This window comes from Aestuariivivens insulae (assembly GCF_022662195.1).
GTDB lineage: Bacteria > Bacteroidota > Bacteroidia > Flavobacteriales > Flavobacteriaceae > Aestuariivivens > Aestuariivivens insulae.
The window spans coordinates 32,006-43,511 of sequence record NZ_JAKMCS010000024.1; the positions used below are offsets into that span (position 1 = coordinate 32,006).

Consider the following 11,506-nt stretch of genomic DNA (forward strand, 5'->3'; position numbering starts at 1 on the left):
CTGATTTACATTGATTGGTTAGGAGTAATTTCTATTTCATAGTTGTTGCTTATTTTAAATTTTACATCGGTTATATAATTCAATTTCTTTACTAAACTTTCAACGGTATCTGTTTTAAGAATGGATATTCTAACATGACGATCTTTCAATTCGGGTTGTGTGAAATGAAAGGTATATCCAAAGCGCAATTCAAATAGTGTAGATAACTCATCTAACGACACATCATCAAATTCTATGGTCTTCAGAATCCAGTTATCATACAAATGGGCATTGCCTTTACTTTTTACAATACTGCCATTGGACGTCCAATGGGCTTGCTCGTTTGGTAACAAGTTAATGAACTGGTCTCCAACACATACGCCAACTTTTCCCGTAGACACACTTACATTTACCAAAGTGTCCTTATTAATTATATTAAATGAGGTTCCCAATACCTTAGTTTTTAAAACTCCAGTTTTAACAATAAATGGTTTGGATTCATCTCGAGCTACCTTAAAAAAGGCACTTCCTTCTTCAAGTTCTACCTCACGTAGTTTACCGTTAAATGCCTTGGGATATTTAAAGGTGGTGTATCTGTTAAGATATACCGTACTGCCGTCTGCCAGCAAAAGTGAATCCTGATGGGCTTGGGTAGTAACCACAACCTGCATACTATTTACAATACCACCCTGCCATTTAAAAGCCCAAAAGAAACCAACTAGTAGAATAATGGATGCTACCAACAAATAATATGTTCTGTATCCTGACTTTGAATTTGTTAATCTATTTTTAATGGATAGTTCTATGGCATCCTTTACTTCATGTTTGTTTCCTAACTTTAAATCCCAAAGACCTTTATTTTTATAGCTATCTAAAAAGCCCAATAAAAGTTGTTCTTCTTCGGGCGTTATGGTGCCATCTAAATATTTGTCAACCAGCAACTCAAATATATGTGTGTCCTTTCGCTTCATTTACAAGTTTCTTTCATGTGTTTTTATTATTGTCTTTTTGGTCACATGTAACCTCCGTTTGTTTATTAAACAATCATTAATCTGTATGCTTAAAGATTGTATTAATCATATCGGTTTCACCTATAAGTGTGAGAAATGAAAAAAAGTACCATTGTAAAATGTTATTTTTTTTTAGGCATTAAATAAATACGTGCTAACAAGAAATATTTTAGAAGAAAATAAAAACCTTTAAAACTTTTTATTATGATATACTGATTGTCCGCAATTTGTTATAAAGCACTGTCAACCTCGAGCATTGGTTGAAAAGAAAATATATTTTCTTTGAAAGCACCTTGCTAAGCAAGTCGAGAGGTTATTAAACTTAACTTATTAAAAATAAGGTCTCGACTTTAGTTTATCTTGAGTCCTTCGACCACGCTCAGGATAAACTTAAGCCGAAAGGCTCGACCTGACATAGAATTTACTTTTATGACGGATTACCGATATTCAATAGGATAGAAAAATTAGGTATTGAGAATGGCAGTCTTCTAATTAAAAAAAGGTTAATGCGACCTTTTTTAATGACTCCTTTAACTGTTTTAGGGCCAGTCCCATTTGATTTTTAACGGTTTGATTTGAAATATTCAATTCTAATGCTATTTCCTTAATCGAGAAATCTTGAAATTTTCTCAAGTACAGGATTTCCTTTCTACGTTGAGGCAAGGCTTCTATACAGTGCATTAACGAATGCACCACGTCCTGATCGGCTTGGGATACATGGTCAATTAAATGGTTTTCAAACGCTGCATGCAATGTTTCTGTGTTGAACTTTTTCTTTTTGTAAGCCTGAAAGAAGGCAAATTTCACACTTTGAAACAAATAGGCTTCAACATTAACAACCTTGAGCGTTCCGCGTCGCTCCCAAAAAGAAATAAATACATCTTGAACAATATCCTTTGATAGTACTTCCGATTTTGACAAACCATAAACAAAAGAAAACAAACGTTCCCAGTATTTGCTATACAACGTATTAAAAGCTGTAGTATCTCCCTGTTTGATTGCTTTTACTAATTTACTATCCGATTCCAAAATCATTTCTTTTTGTTCATTACAAAAATATTTTCTTTCCTATTTTTTGCATCACACCTTGTATTATCTTATTGTAAAGTATATTTTAAAAAACGATTACCTATTCCAACTCTCCCACAAAATGTAATGACATTTATGCCATACCAATCATCACAGCGCTTTAGCAATAGCGCCAACTATTCAAAATAGTGTGCTGGGTGAATCGTACCACAGCACACAAATATTTCGCTTATTTTTTTAGTAAAAAACTACCGTAAAATACATTTTTTCAACTACAAACATCTAACATACACTTGATTTCGATAAAAAAATATAGCAAACAAAACAAAAACAGTATTATTTTTTTGTTTATTATTGCGAATACATTTTTTATAGATAAAAATTACTAGAACATGAAATTGGATAAAAAAGATTTAACAATCCTAAATCTATTGCAAGAGGATGCCAACATAAGCAACAAGGCAATTGCTGCCATCACAAACCTCTCTGTAACACCTGTTTACGAACGTATAAAAAAGCTAAATGCACTATCTCTGCTTAGAAAAAAGGTGTACTTATTAAACAGGAAAAAGTTAGGGCTTAATGTTATGGTTTTGGTATCGGTCCGTATAGATAAACATTCTGGGGAAGATGCTCTTATGTTTATGAATGAAGTAAAAAAGATACCAGAGATTGTGGAATGTCTTCATATTACCGGAACATTCGACTTTCAGCTAAAAGTATACGCTCGCGATATCGATCATTACCATGAATTCAACTTTAAAAAACTGGGAGCCTTAAAAAATGTCAAGCACATGGAAAGTCATTTTGTTATGAAGGAAGTAGTCAATACCACTAGCTTACCGTTATTTATCTAAAAATCGGTAATACCCACACTTTAAATAAGCGCCTTCGGGAAAAGTAACTGGGTGATCGATATCATGCCCTGTTTTAAGAATGACTTTATATGGCCGTTGGGTTTCTAATAAAGTTTGACCGTTAATATCGAAAAAAGCCTGAGAAGTGACCCTAGACGAACAAGAAGCCAACACCAACAAGCCATTGGGCGCTGTAAGTTGTTCGCCCAATACAGCCAATTGGGCGTACTTTTTTTTGGCCAGTTCAATTTCACTGGCTTGTTTTGCGAAACTCGGTGGATCTATAACCACAACATCAAAAGTCTCGTTATTGGCTATTAAGCTTTTTAATGCCTCGAAAGCATCCCCTGCTATGGTTTGGTGTTGCCCTGTATAATGGTTTAGTTTTCCATTTTCTAGCGCTATCTCCAATGCTTGCAGGCTTATATCTAAACTGGTTACTGCCTTGGCACCATTATATAAGGCATGGACCGAAAATCCGCCTGCATAGGAAAACACATCCAATACGGTCTTACCCTTGCTCCACTCGCCTACTTGCTTTCTGTTGGCACGATGGTCTAAAAAATAGCCCGTTTTATGGCCCTTTATAACATTGGCCGAAAACTTAACACCGTGTTCAACAAATTCAACCACCTCATTGTCCAAAGTTCCATAGACCACTTCCCCATTGTTAAGTTGGTGGGCTTTAGATTGCTCCAGCCCCCTACTTAATCGAATTACAACCGTTTCGGCCTTTGTAATCTGCTGTAAATTGGGGAGTATAGCTTCCAAATACGGCAACCATATCTCTGAATATAATTTCACGACCAAAACCGAAGCATAGACATCGGCTATAAGGCCTGGGAAACCATCATTTTCCCCAAACAACAACCTGTAACTATTGGTGTGCGTCTGCAATAGTGCTTCCCTTTTTTGAAATGCCTCGTTTATTTTGTTTTGAAAAAATGCGTTATTGATTTCCACTTTTTCAATACCGCTATGCAGCATTTTTATTCTAATGGGCGATTTGGCATCGTACAACCCCAAGCCAATAACCTTATTTTTATTTTTACTGAAGATAATGGCCAAGTCCCCCGTATGGGCATCATCATTAATTTTAGTGATGTTATTGGAAAACACCCAAGGGTGCCCTTGCCATACAAACTGCTCGCCTTTGGCATTTAATTTAACGGCCAAACGTTTGGGCTGGTAAGTTGACTTTAATTTAGATGAAAATATCATAGCTTTTTAAACGAGCTTCGAAATTACAAAACTTCTCGGTACCATGCCTTATTCTTCGGAATCATTCGAAATGATACTAAACAATAAAAAAACGCAACCATTTATAGATTCGTTCATCCTTAGAAAAAAGAACAGATGAAAGTTATTAAATTCTTCTCGCTATTCATTATTTCCTTAATCGCTTCTTGCTATAGTGATGATTCTGTAGTTATTGGTTTGCTCTGGGTTGATTCCCATCGAGTAGATTGCACTGGAGAAGCAATTCAAACTTGTTATAGAATTCAAGAAAACAACATTATAGAAGAAAATGATTGGTCATTGTTTTATGACGCCATAGAGGGCTTTGATGAACAATATGAAGAAGGTTATATCTATAAAATAAGTGTGATTATAACAAAGTTGGCATGAATACGGAACGAATTTTGACATTTCAACAAAATGTATTTACTTTGTAATAACATTTAAGAAATTATGGAAACATCAATAATCAAAATCGGAAATTCAAAAGGGCTTCGTTTGAGCAAAACTATTTTGGAAAAATACAACATTAAGGACAAGGTTGAACTTATTCTTGAAAAAGGACATATAATTCTTAAACCTATCGCTTCACCGAGAAAAAATTGGGAAAAGGAATTTAAGAAAATGAGTGAGAACGGAGATGACAAGTTGCTGATGAACGATGTGTTCGATGATGAAAACCTTGAGGAATGGATTTAAAGCAATATTCAATCGTTCTTGTGAATCTTGACCCAACAATTGGGAGTGAAATAAAAAAGACAAGACCCTGTGTTATCGTTTCGCCAAATGAAATGAATAAATATTTGAACACCATCGTACTTGCTCCAATGACAACGAACCTGAAAAAATATCCAACTAGAGTTTCGATAAGACATAACGGAAAAAAGGGAATGATTGCAATTGACCAAATTCGAACAGTTGACAAAATAAGAATCGTCCGAGTTTTTGAAAGTCTGACAAAATCGGAAATTGAAAAATGCAAAGACGTGATAAAAGAAACTTTTGTGGACTGAAGAAAGTACAAATGTCAACAATAAGTAATTGCTTGTTCTGGCCTACTTCTGAAAATCCTCACGGGTTTTGAGTTTGGTGCACACTTACAAAGTTAAGCACTAAACCTAGCAACTACTCATAGCTAAGGCCGATCCAAAATCCCACGCAAGACGCCAGTGCTTTGAAATACACATTGAACAAAATTATAAGTAAAGAAATGGTACAATAAAAAAATGCAATCAAATGAAAAACATACTGATTTTGAGTTTAATTGGAATAGCGATTTTGAGTTGCTCAAACAATAATGACAATAAAAATTCAACCAATTGTGATTTTGCAACCATTATAAGTGCTCAACAATACGAAAACGCCCCCTCAGACCAATTAAACATAAATAGTCTAGAAATTAATGGTAACTGTTTAAAAATTAATTTTAGTTCAGGCGGTTGTAGTGGAGATACTTGGGTGTTAAAACTTATCGATTCAGAAAATATTCTAGAATCAAGTCCACCTCAAAGAAATCTGAGATTATCATTAAAGAATGAGGAATTATGTGAAGCATATATCACAAAAGAATTAACTTTTGATATTTCAAATTTGGAAGTAGATGGAAACAAAGTTCTACTGAACCTAATAAATTCAGACAAGAATATTTTGTATGAATATTAAAACAACACTACAACGCCGTGTCCTTTTGATTTGAAAATAATTGTTTGGTTCTTACCTACTCGAAAATCCTTCACAAGATATCGGCGCTTTGAAACACCTTGTATAAAATCATAAGCAAAGAAACGGCACAATAAAAAAGCGCAATCCAAATGGATTGCGCTTTTTACTTCTATCTTCAGTCTTCCGACTTCTAACTTTCACATAAGATCCTTCGTTTACACTCAGGATAAGCGATTCACACAATCCCGATAATATTCGGGATTTGGTTCTCTGCTTACTTGACTTCTTCGAAGTCTACCCTTCGGCTTCGCTCAGGACAGGCTACTTGACTTCTTCGAAGTCTACCCTTCGGCTTTGCTCAGGACAGGCTACTTGACTTCTTCGAAGTCTACGTCTTCAACATCGCTGCCTTCAGCTTGTCCGTTAGAACCCGCGTCTGGCCCAGGTTGTGCATCACCACCTGCTTGTTGTGCTTCAGCTTGTGCTTTGTACATTTCTTCCGAAGCTTGTTTCCAGGCTTCGTTTATTTTTTCCAAAGCAGGCTCTATCACAGCAACATCCTTAGATTCGTAAGCTTTCTTCAATTCTTCTAGAGCATCCTGGATTGGTTTTTTCTTATCATCCGATAATTTATCACCAAACTCCTCTAATTGTTTTTCCGTTTGGAAAATCATAGAATCGGCTTCATTCAATTTCTGCGCTTTTTCAGCAGCAGCTTTATCAGCTTCAGCATTAGCTTCAGCATCAGCCTTCATCTTTTGGATTTCTTCTTCGGTCAATCCAGAAGAAGCTTCAATACGGATATCTTGTTTTTTACCTGTAGCTTTATCTTCAGCAGATACCTTAATAATACCATTGGCATCAATATCGAAGGTTACTTCAATTTGAGGTGTACCACGTCTTGCTGGTGGAATACCATCCAAGTGGAAACGCCCAATAGTTTTGTTATCGGCTGCCATAGCACGCTCTCCCTGTAACACATGGATTTCTACAGAAGGCTGGTTATCGGCCGCTGTTGAGAACACCTGTGATTTTTTAGTTGGGATGGTAGTATTGGCTTCGATAAGCTTGGTAAATACATTACCCATTGTTTCGATACCTAACGATAATGGCGTAACATCCAATAATAAAACGTCCTTAACATCACCTGTTAATACACCACCTTGTATACCAGCTCCTAAAGATACTACCTCGTCTGGGTTAACCCCTTTACTTGGTGCCTTCCCAAAGAATTTCTCTACAGCAGTTTGTACCGCTGGGATACGTGTAGAACCACCTACTAAAATCACTTCGTCAATATCGCTTTTGCTCAATCCAGCCGCTTTTAAAGCAGCCTCACATGGAGCAATGGTACGTTTTACCAAATCGTCTATTAACTGTTCAAATTTAGAACGTGTTAATGTACGTACCAAGTGCTTTGGCCCACTAGCGGTAGCCGTGATATATGGTAAGTTGATTTCTGTTTGTGTCGATGACGACAATTCTATTTTAGCTTTTTCAGCGGCTTCCTTTAAACGTTGAAGAGACATAGGGTCTTCTCTCAAATCCATACTTTCTTCTGCCTTAAACTCGTCTGCCAACCAGTTGATGATTTTTTCATCCACATCGTCACCACCTAAATGGGTATCCCCATCGGTAGACAATACTTCAAATACACCATCACCTAATTCCAATATAGAAACGTCATGGGTACCACCACCAAAATCGAATACAACTATTTTTTGGTCCGTTCCTTTTTTATCCAATCCATAAGCCAATGCAGCTGCAGTAGGCTCGTTAATGATACGCTCTACTTTTAAACCAGCAATCTCACCAGCTTCTTTAGTAGCTTGACGTTGCGAATCGTTAAAATAGGCCGGTACGGTAATTACCGCTCTGGTCACATCCTGACCTAGATAATCCTCGGCTGTTTTTTTCATTTTTTGAAGAATCATAGCCGATAATTCCTGTGGCGTGTATAAACGGCCCTCGATATCAACGCGCGGCGTATCGTTATCACCCTTAACCACTTTATAAGGTACGCGTTCTGCTTCTTTTTTAGACTCAGAATATTTATTCCCCATAAAACGCTTAATAGAATAAACCGTTTTTGTTGGGTTAGTTACTGCCTGTCTTTTAGCAGGATCACCAACTTTTATTTCTCCTCCCTCAACAAATGCAATAACAGAAGGTGTAGTACGCTTACCTTCGGCATTTGGGATTACAACTGGATCGTTTCCTTCCATCACAGAAACGCAAGAGTTGGTTGTTCCTAAATCTATTCCAATAATCTTACTCATAATATATAATACTTTATTGTGTTGAATGTTCGTTTTTAAATTCGAATTGTATAAGTCAATCTTTATGCCAATAGAAGTAAACTGACACAGTGTCATATTTAGTAGGCAGTATTCAGTAGGCAGTAGGCAGTCCCAGTAAGCACAAGTTATCCCTTCTTATTATTTTGGCGCAACCCCCTCCCTTAGGGCAGGCGGGCGGGCTTTCACTAGTCGCTCCGCCTTAGGTCGGGAGCTCCAACAATTAGCCTGCGGTGAGCGCAGTCTAACCGTTCAATCCCTTGCGCGGGGTGCAGTCTATTAATTACAGTGCAGTCCTGCCCATACGTACAGTACTGGATAGGTGGCTGAGGTACTCGAAATATCTAAACTATTTACCCATCAAAAAACAAAAAAACTTTCCCCCAGTAGTACCACAGAGATACAAAAAACAATATATATTTGCGCAACTAAAACGATATAGTAACATGGAATGTATTTCTGTTTTCGATATGTTAAAGATTGGTGTAGGCCCTTCAAGCTCGCATACACTTGGCCCTTGGCGTGCTGCCGAACTTTGGATAAAAGAGCTAAAACAAAATAACACCTTCGAAAACGTTGAAAGCATTAGTGTCGATCTGTACGGCTCACTATCGCTTACAGGAAAAGGTCATGCCACAGACTATGCCGTTATGTTGGGGTTAAGTGGCGCCGATCCAGAGACCATTCCCACCGAAACCATACCCAAAATCATTTCTGAAATAAAAAACAGCAACACCCTAAACTTTAATAACGAACGGCCAATAGCCTTCAACCCGCAAACCCATATTGTTTTCAATAAAAAGTTTTTACCCTTTCACGCTAATGGCATGCGGTTTTCAGCAACCATTAACGGGCGTAAGTCCCATGCGGTGTATTACTCCATTGGTGGCGGATTTGTGGTACAGGAAGAACGAAAAACAGCAAAGGCCAACAAGATTATTTTCTATTGCACCTTTCCCTACCCCATAGCTACGGGCAACGATTTGCTTAGAAATTGCAGCCAGTTGAATAAATCAATCTCCCAGGTGGTTTTGGAAAACGAAAAATCCATTCGTTCCGAAGCGGCTATAGACATCGAACTGAAACGTATTTGGAATACCATGCTGGAAAGCATGTACCTAGGTTGCCATACCGAAGGCACCCTTCCCGGTGGCCTTAACGTAAAACGTCGCGCCAGTAGCATTCATAACAATTTAATAGGCGACACAGCCTATAACAATCCGGTGGAATGGATCTTTGCCATTAGAAATACAGAAGTGAAGTTTAGGCAAATCATTAAATGGGTTAGCTGCTTTGCCTTAGCGGTTAATGAAGTCAACGCCGCTTTGGGCCGTGTGGTAACGGCACCCACCAATGGCAGTGCCGGCGTTATTCCAGCCGTACTCATGTATTATTTGGTTATTGAAAACCACGATGGTAATTTCGATGACATCAAGCAGTTTTTACTGGTGGCAGGCGAAATTGGCAGTATCTTTAAAAAAGGCGCTACCATTAGTGCCGCTATGGGGGGCTGCCAGGCAGAGATTGGCGTATCATCGGCGATGGCCGCTGGTGCCCTATGCGAGCTCTTAGGCGGTAGTCCAGAACAGGTCTTGGTCGCCGCCGAAATTGCCATGGAACACCATTTGGGCCTCACCTGCGATCCTATTGGAGGCCTGGTACAAGTGCCCTGCATAGAACGTAATGCCATGGGTGCCATAAAGGCCATTAATGCCGCCGAACTGGCTCTGGACACCGATCCCAACAACGTTAAAGTCCCCTTAGACAAAGTCGTGGCTACCATGTGGGAAACCGCCAAGGACATGAATACCAAATACAAGGAAACCAGTGAAGGTGGTCTGGCTGTTGGGGTGCATTTAACGGATTGCTAAATACCCCGTTTAAATCAATTCAATTAATGGGTTTGGGTTTCCCAAAGGATTAACTACCTTAGAGAACACCAAACAAATAAGTATGACAATTGGAATTGTAGGCGGTTCTATTGCTGGATGCTCGGCAGCTATCCTACTTCTTAAGGAAGGCCATGAGGTTACCGTTTTTGAGCGATCCAACAAAAGCCTTGTGGGGCGAGGTGGCGGTATTGGTACTACTCCCGCACTCATGAAGCAAATAAGGGCAGACGGATTAATTAATGGGGATTTTGCCCTTTTCCAAATCAACAAAATGCCATTTATAGGCAAAGTCAAATCCCATGAGCCCTATGGTAAGGTAGCTTGGGACATGCCTATTCATTTTAATGTTTTTCAATGGAATGAACTTTGGCAAAAGTTAAGGCACAATGTCCCTAATGCACATTACCGTGCCGGAATAAAAATTGTTGACGCTAAATCCATGCCTAACGGAAAAGTAGAACTAACTACCCATTCGGGCAACAAAGCACATTTCGATTTGGTTCTGTTTGCAGACGGTTACCAATCTTTAGGGCGCCAACTGTTGTTTCCTGAAAAAAAATTAAAGTACCGTGGCTATATCCTTTGGAGAGGGCTTTTAAAGGAATCGGAAATGGATATAGCTTGTCCCTTGAGTGATGACATCCTACGATTGTCCTATAAAGGCGAACCAGGGCACAATGTGGTATACTTTATACCAGACCAAAACGGGTCGGTTAAGGAAGGTGAGCGCGTGTTCAATTGGGCGGCCTATATTGCAATTCCCGAAGCAAAACTGGATAACATCATGACCGATAAAACCGGTAAGATAAGGTCTGGAACGCTACCACCTGGAAGCATTAGTCAGGCCAATGAGTCTTGGTTAAAACGTTTTCTTTCGCAACATATTCCCTCCTACTACGCCAACATAGTTAATAAAACTAAAGACAGCTATATTCAAGTTATCTACACCTTGGATCTTGATAGCTATTATAAAGATCGCATGTGTCTTATTGGCGATGCCGGTATGGTCGTTCAACCGTTTACGGGCTCGGGTGTATTTAAGGGCTATAACAATGCCAAAGACCTAATTACCTGCATGAAGGAAAACCAAAACTTAAACGACGCTTTAGAACAATGGAGCAAGGCACAACTTAAAACCGGCAAAAGGTTGCTGGCCTTAGGGGAACAAATGGAAAAAGCGTTTATCTGGGAACAATTGGACTTTGCCAAAGCCAATGAACAAGCGACCAAAACATGGTGGAAAGCCTCGGTTTCCTTTCCCGAGAACTTTAATTATGAGAGACCCTAAAAGTTTGGGCTCCCTATTGCCTATGCTAAGGTGGCCATAGAACAAATTAATGTTACTAAGTAGTAGAGGTAAAATGGAACTTAGGAAGTACTTTTTATTATTCTCCAGAACTTTTCTTTACTTTTTATTGGACTTCCTATATTAGACTGGACATAAAGATGAGAGAATATGCTTGCTAGTTATTAACTTAGCAATTATGAGAAGTAAACCCAAACATTACACTTTAGAATTTAAACAAAAGGCAGTGGAGTTG

The 11,506-nt window shown here is 38.5% G+C and carries 11 protein-coding genes; 7 read left to right on the forward strand and 4 right to left on the reverse strand.

Translation table 11 applies throughout. The annotated features are described in order from the left end of the window. Positions 1 to 5 precede the first annotated feature (5 nt). Positions 6 to 950 carry a FecR family protein gene (locus MR062_RS17375; RefSeq protein ID WP_242206666.1) on the reverse strand — a complete coding sequence of 315 codons (945 nt, stop codon included), beginning with the start codon at positions 948 to 950 and terminating at the stop codon, positions 6 to 8. Positions 951 to 1,481: 531 nt separating this feature from the next. Then, positions 1,482 to 2,018 (reverse strand): RNA polymerase sigma factor, encoded by a 537-nt coding sequence (locus MR062_RS17380; RefSeq protein ID WP_242206668.1) that lies wholly within the window; start codon positions 2,016 to 2,018, stop codon positions 1,482 to 1,484. A gap of 392 nt (positions 2,019 to 2,410) precedes the next feature. On the opposite strand from MR062_RS17380, the gene MR062_RS17385 reads away from it, so the two are divergent. Beyond that, complete coding sequence (locus MR062_RS17385; RefSeq protein WP_242206670.1) at positions 2,411 to 2,875, forward strand: Lrp/AsnC family transcriptional regulator; 465 nt, start codon at positions 2,411 to 2,413, stop codon at positions 2,873 to 2,875. Here the strand turns inward: MR062_RS17385 and MR062_RS17390 are convergent. Then, positions 2,864 to 4,096, reverse strand: coding sequence for a class I SAM-dependent rRNA methyltransferase (locus tag MR062_RS17390; RefSeq protein ID WP_242206672.1), 1,233 nt, complete (start codon positions 4,094 to 4,096; stop codon positions 2,864 to 2,866). The genes MR062_RS17385 and MR062_RS17390 overlap by 12 nt on opposite strands. Positions 4,097 to 4,231: 135 nt before the next feature. Here MR062_RS17390 and MR062_RS17395 point away from each other — a divergent pair, with 135 nt between their 5' ends. The 4 genes from MR062_RS17395 to MR062_RS17410 all read left to right on the forward strand — a co-directional run bounded on the left by MR062_RS17395 (position 4,232) and on the right by MR062_RS17410 (position 5,776). After that, positions 4,232 to 4,504, forward strand: a complete 273-nt coding sequence (locus tag MR062_RS17395) for a DUF4377 domain-containing protein (RefSeq protein WP_242206674.1) — start codon at positions 4,232 to 4,234, stop codon at positions 4,502 to 4,504. A 63-nt stretch (positions 4,505 to 4,567) separates the two neighbouring features. Beyond that, a complete protein-coding gene (locus MR062_RS17400) occupies positions 4,568 to 4,813 on the forward strand; it encodes an AbrB/MazE/SpoVT family DNA-binding domain-containing protein (RefSeq protein ID WP_242206675.1) in 246 nt (81 codons plus the stop codon). After that, positions 4,804 to 5,127 carry a type II toxin-antitoxin system PemK/MazF family toxin gene (locus MR062_RS17405; RefSeq protein WP_242206677.1) on the forward strand — a complete coding sequence of 108 codons (324 nt, stop codon included), beginning with the start codon at positions 4,804 to 4,806 and terminating at the stop codon, positions 5,125 to 5,127. Before MR062_RS17400 ends, MR062_RS17405 begins: the two co-directional genes overlap by 10 nt. Positions 5,128 to 5,350: 223 nt before the next feature. Then, complete coding sequence (locus MR062_RS17410) at positions 5,351 to 5,776, forward strand: hypothetical protein (protein ID WP_242206678.1); 426 nt, start codon at positions 5,351 to 5,353, stop codon at positions 5,774 to 5,776. Positions 5,777 to 6,144: 368 nt separating this feature from the next. On the opposite strand, the gene dnaK is transcribed toward MR062_RS17410, so the two are convergent. After that, complete coding sequence (dnaK, locus tag MR062_RS17415) at positions 6,145 to 8,055, reverse strand: molecular chaperone DnaK (RefSeq protein WP_242206681.1); 1,911 nt, start codon at positions 8,053 to 8,055, stop codon at positions 6,145 to 6,147. 464 nt (positions 8,056 to 8,519) lie between these two features. On the opposite strand from dnaK, the gene MR062_RS17420 reads away from it, so the two are divergent. Both MR062_RS17420 and MR062_RS17425 read left to right on the forward strand, forming a co-directional pair. Beyond that, complete coding sequence (locus tag MR062_RS17420) at positions 8,520 to 9,944, forward strand: L-serine ammonia-lyase (protein ID WP_242206683.1); 1,425 nt, start codon at positions 8,520 to 8,522, stop codon at positions 9,942 to 9,944. An 82-nt stretch (positions 9,945 to 10,026) separates the two neighbouring features. Next, complete coding sequence (locus tag MR062_RS17425) at positions 10,027 to 11,253, forward strand: FAD binding domain-containing protein (protein ID WP_242206685.1); 1,227 nt, start codon at positions 10,027 to 10,029, stop codon at positions 11,251 to 11,253. Positions 11,254 to 11,506: the final 253 nt, after the last annotated feature.

What these genes read in the sequence shown, in the direction of transcription:
- MR062_RS17375 (WP_242206666.1), bottom strand. Translation starts at nt 950, where the DNA reads ATGAAGCGAAAGGACACACATATATTTGAGTTGCTGGTTGACAAATAT.
- MR062_RS17385 (WP_242206670.1), top strand. Translation starts at nt 2,411, where the DNA reads ATGAAATTGGATAAAAAAGATTTAACAATCCTAAATCTATTGCAAGAG.
- MR062_RS17390 (WP_242206672.1), bottom strand. Translation starts at nt 4,096, where the DNA reads ATGATATTTTCATCTAAATTAAAGTCAACTTACCAGCCCAAACGTTTG.
- MR062_RS17395 (WP_242206674.1), top strand. Translation starts at nt 4,232, where the DNA reads ATGAAAGTTATTAAATTCTTCTCGCTATTCATTATTTCCTTAATCGCT.
- MR062_RS17400 (WP_242206675.1), top strand. Translation starts at nt 4,568, where the DNA reads ATGGAAACATCAATAATCAAAATCGGAAATTCAAAAGGGCTTCGTTTG.
- MR062_RS17405 (WP_242206677.1), top strand. Translation starts at nt 4,804, where the DNA reads ATGGATTTAAAGCAATATTCAATCGTTCTTGTGAATCTTGACCCAACA.
- MR062_RS17410 (WP_242206678.1), top strand. Translation starts at nt 5,351, where the DNA reads ATGAAAAACATACTGATTTTGAGTTTAATTGGAATAGCGATTTTGAGT.
- dnaK (WP_242206681.1), bottom strand. Translation starts at nt 8,055, where the DNA reads ATGAGTAAGATTATTGGAATAGATTTAGGAACAACCAACTCTTGCGTT.
- MR062_RS17420 (WP_242206683.1), top strand. Translation starts at nt 8,520, where the DNA reads ATGGAATGTATTTCTGTTTTCGATATGTTAAAGATTGGTGTAGGCCCT.
- MR062_RS17425 (WP_242206685.1), top strand. Translation starts at nt 10,027, where the DNA reads ATGACAATTGGAATTGTAGGCGGTTCTATTGCTGGATGCTCGGCAGCT.